We start from the raw sequence: 20,055 nt of genomic DNA on the forward strand, positions 1-20,055 counted from the left end.
CTCATACGAAAAAAACGGAGTCCCCATGCGCCCAGCTTTTTCGGTCGTTTTCCTCACCACCCTGTGCGGTGCGGCACAGGGCCTGCTGCTGACGCTCGTGATCGTCGAGGCGCTGGCGCGCGTGGCAGGCGTCGATATTGCCGCGTCGTTCTACGTGACGGGCGCCGCGCTGTCGGTCGCGCTCGGCGCACTCGGCCTGCTGGCGTCGTTCTTCCATCTCGGCCACCCCGAGCGCGCCTGGCGCGCGATCGCGATGTGGCGCACGTCGTGGCTGTCACGCGAATGCATCGCGCTGCCGGTGTTTCTCGCGTGTGCGTTCGCGTATGGCGCAGCGCACCTGTTCGGCTGGCCCGGCACGTTGCTGATCGGCGCGGCGGGCGCGCTTGCAAGCGTCGCGCTGTTCGTGTGCACCGCGATGATCTACGCGTGCCTGCGCTTCCTGCAGGAATGGGCGAGCCCGCTGACGCTCGTGAACTTCGTGCTGCTCGGCTGCGCGTCGGGATGCACGCTGGCGACGGCGTGCGCCGCGTGGCTCGCGCCGGCGCTGGTCGGCCGGCTTGCGGTAGCCGCCTGCGTGCTGACGCTCGCGGGCGGCGTGGCGCGGCTCGCGTCGCTCGCACGCAATGCGCGGCTGCGGCCGAAGTCGACCGTGCAGAGCGCGACCGGGATCCGCAGCGACAAGGTGGAGCAGAAGTCGCGCGGCTTCACGGCCAGCGCGTTCAATACGCGGGAGTTCTTTCACGGGCAGGGCAACGGCACGCTGCGCGCGGTGAAGACCGGCTTCCTGATCGGCGCATTCGCGGTGCCGTTCGTGCTGACCGGCGCGGGCGCGCTCGCGCCGACGTCGGTCGCGGCCGCCGTCGCGCTCGGCGCGGCGTTCGTGATCCAGTATGCGGGGCTGGTCGCGGAACGCTGGTTCTTCTTCGCGGATGCGCGGCATCCGCAGAACCTCTACTACCAGCGCGCGTCATGACGTTGCGCGTGCGCCGCCACGCCGTGCGGGAACTAGAACGTTTCCGCGAGCGCGCGCGCTGCTTCCTGCAAACGCGGCACGTGGTCGAGCAGCTGCGACAGCGGTGCGCGCGACACGGGCGCATGCACGGCGACCGCGGCGATGCATGCGCCGTCGTCACCGACGATCGGCGCCGCGATGCACACGATGCCCGCGACGAATTCCTCGTTGTCGATCGCGACGCCCTTGTGCGCGGTGCGGTCGAGTTCGGCTTCGAGCAGCTCGGGGTCGGAGATCGTGTTCGGCGTGTAGCGCGGCAGCGCCAGTGCGCGTACCAGCGCGGTGCGTTCGTCGCGCGGCAGCAGCGCGAGCAGCAGCTTGCCGCTGGCGCTGCAATGCGCGGGCACGCGCGAGCCGGGCTTCAGGTCGAGCCGCAGCGGCCAGTCGGCTTCGACGCGGTCGAGATAGACGACTTCCGTGTCGTGCAGCGCGGTGAGGTTGCAGGTTTCGCCGAGATCGGCGACGAGGCGTTCGAGGACCGCGTGGCGCAGCCGGCGCGCGCCCGCATGCAGCATCACGCCGGTGCCGAGCCGCGCCAGGCGCGGGCCGATCGCATACGCGTTCTTGCGACCCGGCTCGCGGATCACGAGGCCGCCGGCTTCGAGCGACGCGAGCATCCGGTGCAGCGACGCCTTCGGGATATCGACTTCACGCACGAGATCGGCGAGCGACACGGCGTCGCCGGCCTGGACGAGATGTTCGAGCAGCGCGAAGGCGCGCAGCGTGGGCGTATCCGCGGGCAGCATGGCAGGCATTCCGGAAACTGGATGGCGGCCATTGTACCGAACGGCCTGGCAGGCCGGCCGCGTGGGGCAGTGGGCGCGGCAACCCGGTACGCATTTTCAGCGATGGAACGAATCGTTCCATAAACGCGACCGGCGCGGGCGCGACGATCGACGCCCGCGCGGCCAGCAACGACAGCAACGACAGGAGCGCAACGCAATGGATGGGGTGGCGAACAAGCCGGACTGCATGGTGTCGGTCCGCGAACGGTTCGGGTTCGATTCGGACCTGATGGTGCCCGCGTTCAGCACGCGCGACGATCACGTACCCGATATCGACGATGCATACCGGTTCAACCCGGACGTCACGCTCGCGATCCTCGCGGGCTTCGCACGCAACCGCCGCGTGCTCGTGCAGGGGATGCACGGCACCGGCAAGTCGACGCATATCGAACAGGTCGCGGCACGGCTGAACTGGCCGTGCGTGCGCGTGAACCTCGACGGCCACATCAGCCGGCTCGACCTCGTCGGCAAGGATGCGATCGTCGTGCGCGACGACGTGCAGGTGACCGAATTCCAGGAAGGAATCGTGCCGTGGGCATTGCAGCGCCCGGTCGCGCTGATTTTCGATGAATACGACGCGGGGCGGCCCGACGTGATGTTCGTGATCCAGCGGATTCTGGAGCGCGACGGCAAGTTCACGCTGCTCGACCAGAACCGCGTGATCCATCCGCATCCGTCGTTCCGGCTGTTCGCGACCGCGAACACGGTCGGGCTCGGCAACCTTAACGGGCTCTACCACGGCACGCAGATGCTCAACCACGCGCAGATGGACCGCTGGAACGTGGTCGCGACGCTCGACTACCTGCCGCGCGACGAGGAGATCGGCATCGTCCGTGCGCGCGTGCCGGAACTCGCGGACGAAGCCGGCCGCCCGCTGCTCGAATCGATGGTGAGCCTCGCGGAGCTGACGCGCAACGGCTTCGCGACCGGCGACCTGTCGACGCTGATGTCGCCACGCACGGTGATCAACTGGGCCGAGAACTGCCAGATCTTCCGCGATCCGGCGCTCGCGTTCCGGCTCACGTTCCTGAACAAGTGCGACGACGCGGAGCGGCCGGTCGTCGCCGAGTATTACCAGCGCTGTTTCGGCGAGGAGCTGGCGGTTGCGTCGCGGGCCGGCGGCGGCGAGCCGGGGGCGGGGCGGTGAGCGCCGATCGCGACGCCGCGCGCCGCGCGTCGGCGCGCGAAGCGCTGGGTGCGTCGACGGTACGCGCGCTGACGCGTGACGCGGCGCTGCATTACCGCGCGGGCCGCGTGTGCCGCGACTCGCGGCCGTTGCCGATCCATGCGCCGCACCTACGCGCGCAGGCCGCCGACGACGATCTCGCGTCATGGCGCGGCGCGGCCGACGGTGCCGCGCTGCGCATCCTGCATTCCGATGCGGACCTGCATCGCGCGCTGTCCGCCGACGATCCGGTCGAACGCGTGCTGTTCGAGATGCTCGAGCAACTGCGCTGCGAGTCGCTCGCGCCGCCTGCCATGCGCGGTGTCGTTCAGAACCTGCGTCATCGCTTCGAGACCTGGTCACGCGCGTTTCACCGGTCGGGGCAGGCCGATACGCATGTCGGGATTCTCGTGTACACCGTCGCGCAGATCGCATGGTCGCGGCTGACGGGCTGGCCCGTGCTCGAAGAGACGGAAGACCTGATCGAAGCGTCGCGCGCGGCGATCGTGCCCGAGATCGGCGTGCAACTCGCGGGGCTCAAGCGGTGCCGGCACGATCAGCGCGCCTTCGCGGAACACGCGCTGGCGCTCGCGAAATGCATTGCGGCGATGATCCGCGATGCGCGTGCAGCCGTCGTGGAAACGGAGACGGAAGACGCACGCGAGCAGGACGACGCACTGACGAATTTCTCGCTGTGGGTCGATTTCGACGAGACGGGCATCGATATGCCGGCGCTCGTGGAGACGGGCGACAGCGTCGTGCTGCAGGGCGGCGACGCCGTCTATCGTGCGTACACGACACGCTACGACCGCGAGCTTCGACCGGCCGCGCAGATCCGCGCGGCGTTGCTGCGCGAGTATCGCGACCGGCTCGACGGCCAGGTCGCCGCGCAGCGGATCAACGTCACGCGGCTCGCCCGCGTGCTACGCGCGGCGCTCGTCGTGCCGCAGGCCGACGGCTGGTCGTTCGGCGAGGAGCATGGCCGTCTCGACGGCCGCCGGCTCGCGCAACTCGTCAGCTCGCCGGCCGAACGGCGGTTGTTCCGGCTCGAACGCGTGCGGCCGCATGCCGACTGCGCGCTCGCGTTCCTGATCGACTGCTCCGGGTCGATGAAGACGTGGATCGACGGCGTCACGCTGATGGTCGACACGCTGGCCCGCGCGGGCGATGCCGCCGGTCTCGCAACCGAAGTGCTCGGCTTCACGACGCTCGCCTGGAACGGCGGCCGTGCGCGGCAGGACTGGCTCGCGCGCGGCAAGCCGCGGCATCCGGGCCGGCTCAACGAAACCGGCCACCTGGTGTTCAAGGACGCGGATACCCGCTGGCGCCATGCGCGCACGGGCATTGCCGCGCTGTTCAAGGCTGATCTGTTCCGCGAAGGTGTGGACGGCGAAGCGGTCGAATGGGCGTGCGCGCGGCTCGCGGCGCGGCCGGACGCACGCAAGATCCTCGTCGTGATCTCGGACGGCAGCCCGATGGACGGCGCGACGGCGCTCGCGAACGATCCGTTCTACCTCGACAACCATCTGAAGCAGGTGGTTGCGCGCCAGGAGTCGGCGGGCCGCGTCGAAGTGCTCGGGTTGGGCGTCGGGCTCGATCTTGGCCCGTACTACCGGCACCGGCTCGCGATCGATCTTGCGTCGGCGCCCGACATGAAGCGGCTCGTCGAAATCGCCGGATGGATCGGCGCGCGTCGGTGACGCGGGCGACTGCATTCGACGCGGATGCGTCGAGTCCGAATCGATCGCCGGGAACAAGGCGGGTCGACGCGGCGCGTGCCGCGAGACATCAAGCGCGATGCAGCAGCGGCGGCAGCGACGTCGCGATCAGCCCGATGCCGATCGCCATCAGCACGCCGAACGCAAGCCGACGCAGCGCGACCGGCGACAGCGGCGGCGGGTACTGGCGCGCGGCGACCGTCGTCAGCATCACGACCGGCGTCGCGATCGCGGCCAGCAGCCAGATGTCGCGATCGAGCTGGCCTTCGCATGCGCTGTACAGCACGCGCGTGGCCGAGGTCGTCGTGAACAGCACGATCAGCGCGCAGCGGATCTGCACGAGCGTCAGCGGCTGCCGGTAGAACTGGAAGATCAGCGGCGGCCCCGACACGCCGAACATCCCGCTCAGCAACCCGCCGAACAGGCCGCTGACGAAGAAGCTGCGGTTGTCCGAGCGCTCGGTGAGCGGCGTCGGCCGCAGCGCCGCGCTCAGTCCGCCATACAGCACGACCGCGCCGAGGATCAGCTGCAGCAGGTCGGCCGCCGAGCGGCTCAGGCATTCGAGCAGCAGCACGCCCGCGACGACCGACGGCAGGATGCCGAGCGTCGCCGCGCCGACCGCGCGCCAGTCGATGTGATGCAGCCGGCCGGGCAGTGCGGTCGCGCCGTTCGCGAGCGACACGACGCTCATCAGCGTGGCGACGGTGGCGAGCGGCGCGAGCCCGAAGCCGCTCGTCGCGCCCATCACGATCATCCCGAGCCCGAACCCGGTGACGGTCTGGAAATAGCTGCCGGCGCCGATCACCGCGATCAGGATCGCCAGTTTGTCGGCTGTCATGCGTGCGCAGCCTCGCCGGTTGCGGCGCGCTGCGCGGCCGCCTGCGCCTGCACGGTGGTCGCCGCGATCACGTGATACACGTCGTCGGCGCTGCAGCCGCGCGACAGGTCGTTCGCGGGCCGGCGCAAGCCTTGCAACAGCGGGCCGACGGCCTTCGCGCGGCCGATCCGCTCGGCGAGCTTGTAGCCGATGTTGCCGGCTTCGAGGCTCGGGAACACGAGCACGTTCGCGTGGCCGCCCACCTGCGAATGCGCGATCTTGCGCTCGGCGATTTCCGCGACGATCGCCGCGTCGAGCTGCACGTCGCCGTCGATCGCGAGGGTGGGGCGGAGTTCGCGCACGTGCGCGGTCGCGGCCGTCACCTTGTCGACCGCCGCGTGATGCGCGCTGCCGCTCGTCGAGAACGACAGCATCGCGACGCGCGGCGCCTCGCCGAGCAGCGCGTGCGCGCTGTCGGCGGCAGCCATCGCGATCTCGGCGAGCTGACTGGCGTCCGGATCGACGACCAGCGCGCAGTCGGAGAAGATCAGCCCGCCCTTGATCGTGTGAAACGGCTCGCACAGCATCATCAGGAAGAAGCTCGACACGATCCGGAACGCCGGATCGACGCCGATCAGCTGGATCGCCGCGCGCACGACGTCGGCCGTCGCATGCACGGCGCCCGCGACCGAGCCGTCCGCGTCGCCGAGCCGCACCATCAGGTTCGCGTGGCAGAGCGGGTCGAGCACCGCGTCGCGTGCGGCATCGGCCGTCATGCCCTTGCTCTTGCGCAGCGCGTGCAGCGTGTCGGCATAGGCATCGCGTTGCGTGGCGGTGGCCGGATCGACGAGCGTCATGCCGTCGAGATCGATCGCGTCGCGCGCGGCCGCCGCGTGGATCGCCGCACGGTTGCCGACGAGCACGATGCGGGCGATGCCGTCGCGCGTCGCGCGTGCGGCGGCCTGCAGCACGCGCGGATCGTCGGCTTCACACAGTGCGATGCGCATCGGCTGGCGGCGCGCGGCGTCGAGAATGCGGTCGAGGGCTTTCATCGTTCGCTCGGGTAAGAAAAGAAAAAACGGCCGGATGCGGCGGCCCGCACGGGGCACGGCGTCCGGCCGGAGGGCCGGCCGCGCGAGAGGGGCGCGCGGCCGGCAACGGGTTGCGTCGGCGACGCGGCGTTACACGTAGTCCTTGTACTTGTCGAGCATGCGCACCGGCTTCGACAGCGCGTCGCGACGGAACGGGTCGCCGAGTTCGCGCGTGCACATGATCTCGATGATCGTCGTCTTGCCTTCGTTCATCTGCATGTCGATCGCGCGCTTGAGCGCCGGGCCGACATCCTCGAGGCGGTCGACCGTGATCCCTTCCGCACCCATCGCACGCGCGATCGCCGCGAAGCTCTGGTTGTCGAGTTCACCGGCGACGAAGCGGCGGTTGTAGAAGTCGACCTGGTTCTTCTTCTCCGCGCCCCACTGGCGGTTGTGGAACACGACGGCCGTGACCGGGATGTTGTGGCGCACGCAGGTCATCGTTTCCATCAGGCTCATGCCCCACGCGCCGTCGCCCGCATACGACACGGCCGGGCGGTGCGGCGCGGCGACCTTCGCGCCGATGATCGTCGGGAACGCATAGCCGCAGTTGCCCCAGCTCATCGCCGCGAAGAAGCTGCGCGGCTTGTTGAAGCGCAGGTAGCTGTTCGCGACCGAGTTGATGTTGCCGATGTCGGTCGACACCATCACGTCCTCGGGCATCGCCTTCTCGAGCTCGCGCAGCACCTGGCGCGGATGCAGGTACTGGCCGCCGCTGAACGGCTTCTCGTGCTTCTGCTCCTCGATCATGTCGAGGCTGTACGCGTCGCGCTCGTGCGTCCAGTCGTCGAGTTCCTTTTCCCACGCGGCCTTCTCGGTCGCGATCTGGTCGGCGCGCTCGCCGCGCGAGCCATCGCACGCGAGCGTGCGGCCTTCGAGGCGTTGCGTGAGTGCGACCGCCGCGGCCTTCGCGTCGCCGCAGATGCCGACCGAGATCTTCTTCACGAGGCCGAGCATCTTGTGATCCGCGTCGATCTGGATGATCTTCGCGTCCTTCGGCCAGTAGTCCATCCCGTGCTGCGGCAGCGTGCCGAACGGCCCGAGGCGCGAGCCGAGCGCGATCACGACGTCCGCGCGCGACAGCAGCTTCATCGCCGCCTTCGAGCCCTGGTAGCCGAGCGGGCCGCACCACAGCGGGTGGTTCGCCGGGAACGAGTCGTTGTGCAGGTAGCTGTTGACGACCGGCGCGCCGAGCCGTTCGGCGAGCGCCTTGCATTCCTCGATCGCGTCGGCCATCACGACGCCGCCGCCCGAGATGATCACCGGGAATTTCGCCTGCGCGATCAGTGCCGCTGCGTCGTCCAGGCTCTGTTCGCCGCCGGCGCCGCGATCGAGCCGGCGCGGTTGCGGAATCTCGACCTTGACCTTGCCGTAGAAGTAGTCGCGCGGGATGTTCAGCTGGGTCGGGCCCATCTCGGCCTGCGCGCGGTCGAAGCAGCGCGCGGTGAATTCGGCCATCCGCGCCGGGTGCGTGACGTGGCCCTGGTATTTCGTGAACTCCTGGAACATCGGCAGCTGGTTCGCTTCCTGGAAGCCGCCGAGGCCGATGCCCATCGTGCCGGCTTCCGGCGTGACGATCACGACCGGGCTGTGCGCCCAGTACGCGGCCGCGATCGCCGTCACGCAGTTGCTGATACCGGGGCCGTTCTGGCCGATCACGACGCCGTGGCGGCCCGACACGCGCGCATAGCCGTCGGCCATGTGGCCCGCGCCCTGTTCGTGCACGACCGGGATCAGCCGGATGCCGGCCGGCGCGAAGATGTCCATCGCGTCCATGAACGCGGAGCCCATGATGCCGAACATGTCGGTCACGCCGTTGGCCGCGAGGGTCTCGACGAAGGCTTCGGACGGCGTCATGTCCTGCGGACCGTTCGCCGATGCACGCAGGGAAGTGGATTGTTCGCTCATGGGTTGTCTCCGATTTTTCAATTAACGGAACGTCTTGTTCCAGATGCTATTTGCTGGGGAAGGCCGGTCAAGTCATTCCGCCCGCTGCCGGGGAATGTGGAATGAAATGAATCGATTCGTTTCAAAATGCGCGCCGGGCACGGTGGCCCGGCCGCTGCGCTCAGGCCGGCTGCTTCGGCCGTTCCTTGCGGAAGGCACGCTTGACGGCGATCAGTCCGTCGCGGAATTCGAACAGGTCGCAGCCTTCGGCCTCGATGCGCCAGCCTTCGGCGTGCGTGCCCGTGAACACCCATTCGGAGACGCCGCGCTCGCCGGCGACGGTGTGGCGGCCGTGGCCCCAGTGCGCGTCGGGGAAGGTCTTGAACACGGCTTCGAACGCGGCGCGTACCGCGTCGCGGCCGACGAAGCGCGTGCCGTGGATGTCGGGGCCGCCGGCCGCGTCGAACACGCAGTCCTCGGTCATGAAGCCCATCAACGCATTGGCGTCGTGCCGGTTGAAGGCGTCGGAAAAGGCCGCGAGCGTGGCGGCCGTGACGGGGCCGGTGAGCGTATCTGCCATAACGTGTCTCCTGTCGAATGGTGGGCGGTGCGCATGGCGCTGGCGCGCATGCGGCACGCGGTATCGACACGTTAGTGAGCGCTCGTTTTTGGCGGTAGCGCCAGTGGGGGGGATTCGCTTGGGCCAGAGCTAGCGCCTGGCTGCAGGGCGGCAGAGGATGGTCTGCTTCACACTTTTTAAGTGTTGGGTCACAAGTGCGGCATTGTGTGTTGCCCCGTGGATCTCCCGGGTGTTTTTTGGGATGGAGTTTGCGGATAGCATCTAGCGGATCGCGGACGGCCGCCTTGTCGGACGTCCTGCACGGAATCGAAGCGGGTGGACGATGCGCAAGGCACGAGCCTAGTACGTTCGGGCGGCCGCATCGCTTCGATCCGGATAAGACCCTCAGCGCAAACTCACGGATCGCTCGAATTTGAAACGTATAGGAGTCCTGCGCTGACAGAGACGAGGAAGTCATGTATTCACCCGCGCAGTCCCGTGTTGTGTCGATATCTGGCGTTGCGCTACCCGAATTTGCCGGGCAGCCGATTCTTCTGCCGATCAAACTCATTGGCGATGAAACACTTGGCAAGCTTTCCACGTTCACGCTCGAGCTCAGGACGCTGAGCCTGCCGGCGCTACCCGTCTACAAGGCGCGTGATCGTATCGAGCCCGACAAGCTGGTGGGTACCGAGTTGACCATTTCGATCGAGTTCGACGGCAAGGGGACCTTCGTTCCTGGCGTGGCCGGCGAAGCGGGGCAGGGCAATCTGGGCGCCGGCAAGCGCGAGGTGACGGGGTTGATCGCCGAACTGGTGTCGACCGGCGAGGATGACCGGTACGCCTATTACGAAATGAAGGTGCGGCCCTGGTTGTGGCTCGCGACGCTCAATCGCGAGAATCGCCTCTTTCAGAACAAGAATGTCGTCCAGATCACGGAAGCCGTGCTGGGTTCGAGCCTTTATCCGTTCAAGTACGAATGGCGGCTCGGCGCCATCGGCCTGGGCGGGGGCTATCCGGCACGCGACTATGTGCGGCAGGTGTGGGAATCGGATTTCGACTTCCTGGCCCGGTTGTGGAGCGAATGGGGCATCTACTACTTCATGGATGGCTCGACACTGGTGCTGTGTGATTCCCCGGGCGCTCATTACCCGCACGAGAACATGTATGACTCGATCTTCTATCGGGCACCTGCTGGCGCACGTATCGACGAAGAGCATATCCACGAGTTGAAAGTCTCGCGGCTGCTGACACCGGGAGCAGGCAGCGTGGTCGATTACGATCCGACACAGTCTCGGGCAAAGCTGTCGTACTCGGTGAACCGGTACAGCGAGATTGCGTTCGACAATGCCGAGCATTATGCGTGGGGCGACTACTCGCAGCCGCTCGCCGGCACGATGGGTTTGTCCGGAACGCCGAATGATACGGCTCGGGAAGCCCGGTACCTGGCCGGCGTCCGTGTCGATGCGGAGCGCTGCAAAGGCAGGCGCGCGAATGGGCGGGGCAATCTGCGCGGGCTGGCGGTGGGCCATACGTTTCGTGTCGAGGGGCATCCGCAGAAGGCGACCAACACCGAGTTTCTGGTGATCGCCGCGCGGGTCGAGATTCGCAACAACGATCAGGCGACGGGCGGCGAACCGTATCACTGCATCGCCGATTTCGTGGTTCAGCCGGCGAATGCCGTCTTCCGGAGTCCTCTGCAGAGAAAGCCGCCATGCGGGCCGGAAACCGCCGTGGTGGTCGGTCCGGAGAATCAGCCCATGTGGATCGACGGCTACGCGCGCGTGAAAATCCAGTTCGTCTGGGATCGGCTCGGCAAGCGCGACGAGAACGCGAGCTGCTGGGTGCGCGTGTCCTCCCCCTGGCAGGGCGGCGGGTTCGGCTTTGTCGCGCTACCCCGCATCGGTCAGGAAGTGACGGTGAGCTATCACGAAGGCGATGCGGACAAGCCCTATGTATCGGATCGCCAGGTCAACCAGTTCAATCAGCCGCCGTGGGAGTTGCCGAAGAACCAGGCGTTGATGGGCTGGCGCAGCCTGAGCCTCGCGGGCGGGCAGGTGAATCAGGTCTTGGTGGACGACACGCCGAATCAGTTGCAGGTTCAGGTGACGAGTGATCATGCCCAATCCCGCCTTGTGCTGGGCTACAACACGCGTATCGAGGGGCGCCCGGGACGGCTGGAAGCGCGCGGCGAAGGGTTTGAACTGGCGACGATGGCCTGGGGCGTGATGCGTGCGAACCGGGGCATCCTGATCACGACCGAGGCGCGAGACGGCGCGGCGCAGCCCGCCAAGGACATGGTCGAGACGGTTGAACGACTGTCGGTGGCTCACGACCAGCAAGACACGTTTGCGACAACGGCACGCGAACAACAGGTACAGGAAGCGGGCGACCAGGACGAGGTCGCAAGGGCACTTCAGGCGCAGCGCGACGATATCCAGGGTAGTGGCTTGCGCAACGCGCAGGCAGGTCAGTTTCCGGAGATGCGCACGCCTTTGCTGGTACTGGCGGGCGCGGCCGGCATTGCGGCCACGACATCCCAATCCACCCACCTGGCATCGGGCGAGCATCTCGCGCTGACAGCGGGCGGGCACGTTGGCGTATCGGTGGGCAAGCGCCTGCTGGTGAGCGTGGCGCGTGGCGTGCGCACGCTGGTGCAATCGTGCGGGTGGAAACTGGTCGCAATGTCGGGCGACATCGAATTGAAGGCGTTGAAGGACAACCTGACGCTGCTGGCGAAGCTGAACATGACGGCCACGGCGAACCGCATCACGATCAGCGCTCAGGAAGAACTGGTGGTCAGCGGCGGAGGCAGTGCAACGCAATACACCAGCGGCGGCATTACCCACATGACGGCAGGCGGCTATACGGCGCATGCCGGGAGTTTCACGTACACGGGACCGAAGAGTCGGGCGGCGGTGTTTCCTGAGCCGCCACCGCCCGGCAAGGGCAATCTGGAGCTGTTCAACACGTATGCGATTCAGCGCGGGGTGATGTCGTCATACCGGGTTGAGGACGCACTCGGTCGGGTCGCCACGGGCGTGTTGAGCGCCAACGGCTACGCCGCGGTCAGCGGTCTGGCGCCCGGCCCGGCACACGTGACATTCGGTACCGACAATGCAGATCCCTGGAGTCCGGGCAGTTACGCGCGCAAGGCCGAATGGCCGGACGGTGCGTCGGACGACGCGCGCAAGACGTCCGCTGGAGCCCCCGCCCAGGCCCGCGAGATTGCCGCGCAGGTGTTGTCGGGCGCGGGCGCGGCGGCGAATGCGAGCCGGCAACTGAGCCTACTGGCCGGCGCGTTCACCGCGGGCGGTGCGGGCAGCCTCGTCGGCACGGGGCTCTCCGGCGCCCGGGCCGTGCTCGGGGCTGCGGGCGCGACCGCCAACGCGGGGCCCGGTCGCGCCGGACCGACCATGCCCGACGTGCGTACCCCCGGTTTCGTATAACGGGCGCGCTTCGCCGCTCGCTTCCGCATCGCATTCCCCCATTCCTGAATCTTTTCGATTTCTCGCCATGACCGGATCTTCGACTGCTGTCGCTCCCCGTCCCCCGCAGTTGGCTGTCGCACCGCTGAACACCATTCACCCGGAAGACATTGCTGCCGCCTCCCGCAAGTTTGATCAGTGGCTGCGGGAGATCAGCGGCGGCGTCGTCACACTGGAACGGGTGAGTAACGTCGCGCAGGGGCTGCCGGTGATCGGTAACGTCATTGCCCTGGTGAGCGTGGCGCTGGGCGTGAAGGCGTTGTACGGCAAGCCGAATGCCGATGCGATGGACTGGGTGGACATCGGTATCGACCTGATCGGCGTCATTCCTGTGCCGCCGACTCTGGCAGCGGCTCGCATGAGCCTCAGGCCGATGCTGGTAGAGGCGCGCCGTGAACTGGCGGTCCAGTTGAGAGCGGCGGCAAAGGGTGCGGTGAAAGTCGAAGCCAACGACGTGTTGGTCGGGCTGCTGGCGTCGCATCTGAATGCGACCATCGTCGGGGACCTGGAAAAGTTCGTGCAGGAGGCGCAGGTCCGACTGGACGCGATGCTCAAGGACGCGGGCGAGTTGCTGGAAAAAATGCTGCTGGACATGGCCCAGGGCATGAAGAAGGCGGCGTTGGGTCAGTTGAACGCAGAGGGCAATGCGGCGTTGGCGGCCAAGGAGGCGACTCAGGCCGCCGAGATTTTTGTCCGCGACCCGGAGGCCAGCCTAAAGAAGGGGCTTTGGTCGTTGTATCACGCGATCAAGGCGAGTGTTGAAACGGTCTCCAACGAGGTGGTGAACGTCACCACCACCAGACAACAGCGGGAGCAGATGGCCGCTGACGTCGACCGGAAAATTCGAGAACTCGCCGGGATGTGCAAGAGGGCACTGGCCACACTCGCCGATCCACGCGTCGGTGCAATCGCCAAGCTGCTGACCTTGCTGCTGGCGGTGGTTCAAGCGTATCGAAAGAAGCATGCCCGCAAGGGCCAGGGCGCCAACGTCCCTGAAAACAGGAGCGGTCAGGCCTCCCAAAGCCATGGCCAGGGCGCCGTCGACGGTATTCCCGTGCAGGCGGGAGCCAGACAGGATGGCGGCTGCAAGGAGTGTGCAGGGACCATCGGCAGTATCAGCTTCGCACGCGGCGCCGAGCGTATCGATCACGACGACTTCACCTTGCCGGGGCCGTTCCCGTTCACCTGGCGCCGCCAGTATCGATCGGATCTGGCCGCCTATGACGACGGGCCGATGGGCGCGCGCTGGATCACGCCTTACATGACGCGGTTCGACATCGTGCATAACGACGCGCTGCCGGAGAGTCTGCGTTATCACGCGGCGGACGGCCGCACGCATGCGTATCCGCTGCCGAAGGTCGGCGCGTTTCACTACGACGCCATCGAGAACGTGACGCTCGTACGGATGTCCGATCGGGCCATCACACTGGCGCGCGGCTACGACGCGAAGGAAACCTATGAGCGTCACGGCGCGCATTTCCGGCTGACAGGCATCGCGCTGCGCAACGGCGCGGGATTGGCGATTGCCTATGATCATCCGCGGACCGTGCCCGGCCATACGCTATTGCCGTCCGATCTGATGTCCTATCACGGGGATGAGGTTGCGATCGATGCCCACGTTCGTGTGGTGCCCGACGCACAGGGGCGTGTGGCGCAGGTGTGGCTGATCGAAAATGGCAAGCCGGTGCGTCAGCTCGCTCACTATACGTTCGATGACGCCGGCGATCTGATCGAGGCCTTCGATGAGAACGACGCAAGCCGAAGCTATACGTATCAGCACCACCTGATTACGCGCTACACGGACCGCACTGGCCGGGGAATGAACCTGCGCTGGGACGGTGAGAGCGCGACGGCCAGGGCCGTGCGTGAATGGGCCGACGACGGCAGCTACGATACGACGCTGGAGTGGGACCCGAACATTCGATTGACCTACGTCACCGACGCGCTCGGCCACGAGACCTGGTACTACTACGACATTCTGGGCTACACGTACCGCATCCGGCATGCGGACGGGCGTTCGGAATGGTTTTTCCGGGACGACGCGAAGAACATCGTGCGTCACATTCATCCCGACGGCAGCGTCGAGACCTTTACCTACGACGAGCGCAGCAACCCGGTGTCGCATACCCGGGCCGACGGCTACACGGTGTATTTCGCGTACGACGCCCGCGACAACGTGCGCAAGATTCGCGATGGCGAAGGCGGCGTGTGGCTGCGCGACTACAACACCAAGGATCAACTGATCGAGGAAATCGATCCGCTGGGCAACAAGACGGAATACGTCAACAACGCGCTCGGCCAGCCGGTGGAAATCGTCGATGCGAAGGGCGGAAAGAAGCAGCTTGCCTACAGCCCGACCGGCCAGTTGACGTCATATACCGATTGCTCGGGCAAGACGAGCCGATGGCAGTACAACGGACGCGGGCAACTGGAGCGATTCACCGATGCAGCAGGGAGCGTGACGCAGTATCGCTATGCCGAAGGGCAACTGGCCGAAGTGGTTCGTCCCGATGGCGTGGTCGAGCAATTCGAGCGGGATGCGGAAGGGCGCCTGCTGGCTCACGTCGACGGGCTGCTGCGACGAACCGAATGGCGCTATACGCGCGCGGGCCTGATCGCCACGCGCACGGGGGCCAATGGCGAGTCGCTGGGTTATCGATGGGACAAGCTGGGTCGCCTGGAAGCGTTGACGAATGAGAACGGTCGCGAGACGTCGTTTGCGTACGATCCGGTGGGCCGGTTGCTGGCCGAAACGGGTTTCGATGGCAAGACGACCCGCTACCGGTACGATCCGGCCTCGGGTGTGCTTCAAGACGTGCTGAGCGGGGAGAAGGGACATCGGGTCACGGTGGTTGGCTTCGATGCGGTTGGCCGGCTGACGTCGCGCCAGACCGGGCAATGGGACGCGGACGCCCGTCAGTGGAAATACGGCGAGCGAGAGCGATTCGCGTACAACGGCAACGGCCAGATGGTCCTTGCGGAGAATGACGCGAGCCGCCTGCAGTGGTTCCACGACGAGGGCGGCAATGTCACGCGTGAACACCAGCACTTCCGCTTCCTGAAGAAAGCGAGTGTCGCGGTGTGGCGCCACGAATACGACGTGCTGAACGAGCGCGTGGCGACGATCCGCCCGGACGGCCACCGGGTGGCGGTTCTGACCTACGGCAGCGGCCATGTGCACGGCGTGCTGCTCGATGACACGGAACTGGTGCAGATCGAACGGGACGCGTTGCAGCGCGAGATCGAGCGGGTGCAGGGCAATGGCCTGACCCAGACGCAAGAATACGATGCGGCGGGAAGGCTGCTACGCCAGAAGCTGAAGGTGACGCGGAGCGAAACGCCGGGCGGAAAGCGGCTCATGCAGCGCAGCTACACCTACGATCGCGCGGGTCAGCTGGAACGGATCGAGGACACGCAGAACGGCATGCGGATCTATCGCTACGATCCGGTGGGTCGGCTCGTGGCGGCCACCGGCATGCTGGGTGAAGAGACCTTCGCATTCGATCCGGCGAGCAACCTGCTGGACGACGCGCAGACGCGGCACTTCGAGGCTGATCCTGCACGTGGCATACCGGGGTATTCGAGTCGAATCCTGGGGCGCCCGGCGCTGCTGGACAACCTGCTGCGCGAGTACGCGGGCACGCACTATAGGTGGGACGAATACGGCAACCTGATCGAACGCCGGAAAAATGGAGATCAGGCATGGTTCGAGTGGAACGGCTTCGATCGGCTCGTTCGGTTCGATACCGTCAAGGTGAGCGTGCGTTACTGGTACGACGCGCTGGGCCGACGGATGGCGAAGGAATCGAATGCGCGGGTCCGGGTCAGTTCGTTCGACGGTAGCGACTACCATGCAATCGAGACGGCACGGCTCAATGCGGAGTATGGGTACGGTCTGACGCTATACGGCTGGGACGGCGATACGCTGGCGTGGGAGAGCGGCAAGGGCGAGCATGGTGGCAATGGCCGCACGACGCACTATGTGTACGAGCCGAACAGCTTTGTGCCGATGGTGCAGGCGACGCATGCGGGATGGATTCCGCTGCACGAACGCCCGGACTATGATGAACATTACGACATCGACCGGGACCCGCTGTGGAGTCGCACGAACAGGCCGGTGGCGTTTGGGCGGATCGGCTATTACCAGTGTGACCAGATCGGCACGCCGCAGGAAGTGACGGACGAGCAGGGTGAGATTGCGTGGAGCGCGCGTTACCGAGCGTGGGGTGAAGCGAAGGAGGCGATCAGCGAAGCGGCGCGCAAGGCGGGTGTTCGGAACCCGATCCGCTTCCAGGGGCAGTACTTCGATCATGAGACGGGGCTGCACTATAACCGGCATCGGTACTATGATCCGAGTTCAGGGCGGTTCATATCAAAGGATCCGATCGGCCTACAAGGTGGGCTGAATGCGTACCAATATGCACCGAACGGTACCGAATGGATCGATCCTTTAGGCTTAGCCGGAAATCGTGCGAATCGTCGCGCAGGTAATATTTTGCAGAATATCGACGCAAAGGGCGGAGGGCACGCCTATGCTCGTCATGGAGCAGGGACAACACTTGCTCAGCAGGAGCATCGTGCCGTGACGGGAATTCCGCCCGATTGCCCGTGCCCTAAGCGCCCTCGTCCGACCGACTCGACGCGCTTTATGAGTAATGTTGATCAGTTGGATGCGATTCAGCGCGGTGCGGCGAAGATGAACGCCAACGGGGAAAATTCAGTAACTTTCGATATGGGCAGAACTGTAGGCGAAGGCTATCGAAAAGGGGGTGGCACAGTATTGAGTGCGTCAGAGGTTACCATTGTTCGCCGGGATGGAAATATCATTACAGCATTCCCAAAGTTGCCATCACCATGAAAAAAATTATCAATTTCAACTATATCAGGCCATTATATTATTATCTCGATTCAATGAGAGATGATGAGTTGGATGATTTTTATATTAATAAAAAAAATGATTTGGATCGGTTGTTTGGGGAAATGAAGTCGAGGTTTGATAGATTCGGACCAGTTTCTCAGTCTATGGTTTCAGATGTTTTGGAGTATGTCCTGGCTTCGCATTCGTGTGATGCCAATTGGAGGGGATTGCTTCCGCAAGAGATTCCTTTGGATGAAGTGAAAGATAAGGAACAATTTGTGCGCAATCTGTTTGTCGCGTTGTTTGGTAGGGAGCCGAGTTTTGATTTTGATGTTGTGGATATCGAGGTGAGTAATTTTGTTGGGCCGGATGGTATTGATACAAAAAAATAATGTCGGATGGCGATTCACTTTCTTCGTCGTAGCCGCATTGTTAGCACAACGCGACTGGCGACCGTGCTCCCCGCAGATCGCAGGCAGGCGAGTAACCTTACGGTTGGAGTTTGTTCAATCGGCTGACAGCGACGAGCGTGGAGGAGGCTGCGCGCAGCAGTGAGTCGCGGTACTACTACGACGCGCCGGACCGACGTATTGCGAAAGAAGTGAACGGCGAGTGCACGCTATATGGCTGGGACGGCGATACGCTGGCGTGGGAGAGCGGCAAGGGCGAGCATGGTGGCAATGGCCGCACGACGCACTATGTGTACGAGCCGAACAGCTTCGTGCCGATGGTGCAGGCGACGCATGCGGGATGGATTCCGCTACACGAATGCCCGGACTATGATGAACATTACGACATCGACCGGGACCCGCTGTGGAGCTGCACGAACAGGCCGGTGCCGTTTGCGCGGATTGACTATTACCAGTGTGATCAGATCGGCACGCCGCCGGAAGTGACGGACGAGCAGGGTGAGATTGCGTGGAGTGCGCGTTACCGAGCGCGGGGTGAAGCGAAGGAGGTGATCAGCGAGGCGGCTCGCAAGGCGGGTGTTCGGAACCCGATCCGCTTCCAGGGGCAGTACTTCGATCATGAGACGGGGCTGCACTATAACCGGCATCGGTACTACGATCCCCAAAGCGGAAGATTCATATCTAAAGATCCAATTGGGCTCGCGGGAGGATTGAACGGCTTCCAGTACGCGCCGAATCCGATAAGCTGGATCGATCCGCTTGGGCTCTCTGGCTTTGAGCCGAAAGTTCTAACGAGCGGAACCGTTTTCAGAAATGCGTCTGGAACACCTGATAGTCTGACACCAAGACTGGGGAAAGACACGACTCGTATCGACGGGAAAGAGCCTGGTCTATCGGCGGCGACGTCAGAGGCCGGACTGGATAGCGGGAAATACGTTGTGTTAGACGTGAAAAAGCTTTGCTGGTGTGGCTTACAAGCGACGCATGACAAGCCAAACGGTCACGTAACAATTAGACCCATAAACGATTCTGCTGATTCCAAGTTGACTGATTGGGCTAAATCCAGAGGGAGTGGATCAACACACCCTCTGACAGAAGGTATATTGGGATCGGTCACTGGCAAGGGGAAAAAGTGATGGCAAGCGATATTTGTGATTATTTGGTGAGGTACGTTGAGGCAGTGGAGGTCGAAGTTGGTGAGAAAGTAATGCTCGAATCATCGAGCTCTGGCTTTTATCAAAACGTGCTAGGTGGTACGGCGTACGTGAGTTTCTATCCAAGCGAGATCGATCTAACACTTGATCTAAATGGTGCGGAAGGACTGTACGAGCTGACTGCCGACTTAACACGTCAGGATGGGAGAGTTGTTGTTGGAGATATTTTTAAATTCAGTGGTAATGCTGAGCAATTAAAGGAAAACCTCGGCAGAATTTTTAATGATTTGGTGAGGTTGATTTCGGATCGTCTGTAGGAGACCCGCAGTGAAACGCCGGGCGGAAAGCGGCTCGTGCAGCGCAGCTACACCTACGATCGCGCGGGTTGGCTGGAGCGGATCGAGGACACGCAGAACGGCATGCGAACCTATCGCCCCGATCCGGGGGCGGCTCGTGGTGGCCACCGGCATGTTCGGTGAAGAGACGTTCGCATTCGATCCGGCGAGCAACCTGCTGGACGACGCGCAGACGCAGCACTTCGAGCCCGATGCTGCGCGTGGCATGCCGAGGTATCCGAGTCGAAAAGTGCCATCGTTCGTATCTTGGTACGCCGAGCGGGAAGATTAAGGTTTACACAGAGTGACCGGAGGCGAGCGTGAACCATAGAGATGACAAGATTGAAAATCTGGTTAATAAGTATCCGGGGGATTTCTCTTTTTCGGGGAGGTGTTTTGAGGTCATTTATTTAGCGGCATCTGAATTTTTGAAATTCTCGAAAGGTGAATGGCCTCTGGGGAATTATGAAATTGAAATTGGATTTAACGATGGGGAAACTCTCATGTCCGTTTCGTTTATTCCGGTCTTGGTGCATGAGGTTGAGGGTGTGCCCTTTGAAATTTCCAATCAAGGAATGTACGGAAACGGGTGTGGGGTGAAATACATATCTGATGTTATTGAGCAAAATTTAATAAAGTCGGTTTATATGCATTAATATAATGAAATCTGGAGGGCGAGAGCGCGCGAATGGTTTCGGAAGTGGTAGGCGCCAAGCGTCAGATGTGCTGCTGGTAACACGAGAGGATCCTTGATTAAAAAGTCGCGCATGGTGGGA

General features: G+C 64.2%; 14 protein-coding genes. 9 read left to right on the forward strand and 5 right to left on the reverse strand.

Going from position 1 to position 20,055, the window contains the following annotated elements; all coding sequences use genetic code 11:
- The first annotated feature begins 25 nt into the window (after positions 1-25).
- On the forward strand, positions 26-973 hold the full coding sequence (locus CFB39_RS23120; RefSeq protein WP_089474579.1) for a DmsC/YnfH family molybdoenzyme membrane anchor subunit: 948 nt from the start codon (positions 26-28) through the stop codon (positions 971-973).
- A 32-nt stretch (positions 974-1,005) separates the two neighbouring features.
- Here CFB39_RS23120 and CFB39_RS23125 read toward each other — a convergent pair whose 3' ends face one another.
- A complete protein-coding gene (locus CFB39_RS23125) occupies positions 1,006-1,758 on the reverse strand; it encodes an IclR family transcriptional regulator (protein ID WP_089474580.1) in 753 nt (250 codons plus the stop codon).
- Between the two features lie 196 nt (positions 1,759-1,954).
- Here CFB39_RS23125 and CFB39_RS23130 point away from each other — a divergent pair, with 196 nt between their 5' ends.
- The gene (locus tag CFB39_RS23130) at positions 1,955-2,944 is read left to right on the forward strand and encodes an AAA family ATPase (RefSeq protein ID WP_089427827.1); all 990 of its coding nucleotides are present in this window, start codon (positions 1,955-1,957) and stop codon (positions 2,942-2,944) included.
- Positions 2,941-4,662: a cobalt chelatase gene (locus tag CFB39_RS23135; RefSeq protein WP_089474581.1), complete on the forward strand. Its 1,722-nt coding sequence runs from the start codon at positions 2,941-2,943 to the stop codon at positions 4,660-4,662. Before CFB39_RS23130 ends, CFB39_RS23135 begins: the two co-directional genes overlap by 4 nt.
- Before the next feature lie 88 nt (positions 4,663-4,750).
- Here the strand turns inward: CFB39_RS23135 and CFB39_RS23140 are convergent, their stop codons facing one another.
- The 4 genes from CFB39_RS23140 to CFB39_RS23155 form a co-directional block, all read right to left on the reverse strand.
- Positions 4,751-5,518: a sulfite exporter TauE/SafE family protein gene (locus CFB39_RS23140; protein ID WP_089427825.1), complete on the reverse strand. Its 768-nt coding sequence runs from the start codon at positions 5,516-5,518 to the stop codon at positions 4,751-4,753.
- Positions 5,515-6,549, reverse strand: a complete 1,035-nt coding sequence (gene pta, locus CFB39_RS23145) for a phosphate acetyltransferase (RefSeq protein ID WP_089474582.1) — start codon at positions 6,547-6,549, stop codon at positions 5,515-5,517. Before pta ends, CFB39_RS23140 begins: the two co-directional genes overlap by 4 nt.
- A 129-nt stretch (positions 6,550-6,678) precedes the next feature.
- Positions 6,679-8,496, reverse strand: coding sequence for a sulfoacetaldehyde acetyltransferase (gene xsc / locus CFB39_RS23150; protein ID WP_089427823.1), 1,818 nt, complete (start codon positions 8,494-8,496; stop codon positions 6,679-6,681).
- Positions 8,497-8,656: 160 nt separating this feature from the next.
- The gene (locus tag CFB39_RS23155; RefSeq protein ID WP_047850193.1) at positions 8,657-9,055 is read right to left on the reverse strand and encodes a nuclear transport factor 2 family protein; all 399 of its coding nucleotides are present in this window, start codon (positions 9,053-9,055) and stop codon (positions 8,657-8,659) included.
- Positions 9,056-9,510: 455 nt separating this feature from the next.
- Here CFB39_RS23155 and CFB39_RS23160 point away from each other — a divergent pair, with 455 nt between their 5' ends.
- From CFB39_RS23160 to CFB39_RS39610, 6 genes are all read left to right on the forward strand, one after another.
- Positions 9,511-12,483, forward strand: coding sequence for a type VI secretion system Vgr family protein (locus tag CFB39_RS23160; RefSeq protein ID WP_089474583.1), 2,973 nt, complete (start codon positions 9,511-9,513; stop codon positions 12,481-12,483).
- Positions 12,484-12,550: 67 nt separating this feature from the next.
- Positions 12,551-17,380 carry an RHS repeat-associated core domain-containing protein gene (locus tag CFB39_RS23165; RefSeq protein WP_089474584.1) on the forward strand — a complete coding sequence of 1,610 codons (4,830 nt, stop codon included), beginning with the start codon at positions 12,551-12,553 and terminating at the stop codon, positions 17,378-17,380.
- Positions 17,377-17,772 carry a hypothetical protein gene (locus CFB39_RS39600; RefSeq protein ID WP_124579299.1) on the forward strand — a complete coding sequence of 132 codons (396 nt, stop codon included), beginning with the start codon at positions 17,377-17,379 and terminating at the stop codon, positions 17,770-17,772. Before CFB39_RS23165 ends, CFB39_RS39600 begins: the two co-directional genes overlap by 4 nt.
- A 110-nt stretch (positions 17,773-17,882) precedes the next feature.
- Positions 17,883-18,926, forward strand: a complete 1,044-nt coding sequence (locus tag CFB39_RS41180; protein ID WP_089474585.1) for an RHS repeat-associated core domain-containing protein — start codon at positions 17,883-17,885, stop codon at positions 18,924-18,926.
- A complete protein-coding gene (locus CFB39_RS39605) occupies positions 18,926-19,261 on the forward strand; it encodes a hypothetical protein (protein WP_144030304.1) in 336 nt (111 codons plus the stop codon). The genes CFB39_RS41180 and CFB39_RS39605 overlap by 1 nt, the downstream gene beginning before the upstream one ends.
- Before the next feature lie 338 nt (positions 19,262-19,599).
- Positions 19,600-19,935 carry a hypothetical protein gene (locus tag CFB39_RS39610; RefSeq protein ID WP_144030305.1) on the forward strand — a complete coding sequence of 112 codons (336 nt, stop codon included), beginning with the start codon at positions 19,600-19,602 and terminating at the stop codon, positions 19,933-19,935.
- Positions 19,936-20,055: the final 120 nt, after the last annotated feature.

This window comes from Burkholderia sp. AU6039, from assembly GCF_002223365.1.
Taxonomy (GTDB): domain Bacteria; phylum Pseudomonadota; class Gammaproteobacteria; order Burkholderiales; family Burkholderiaceae; genus Burkholderia.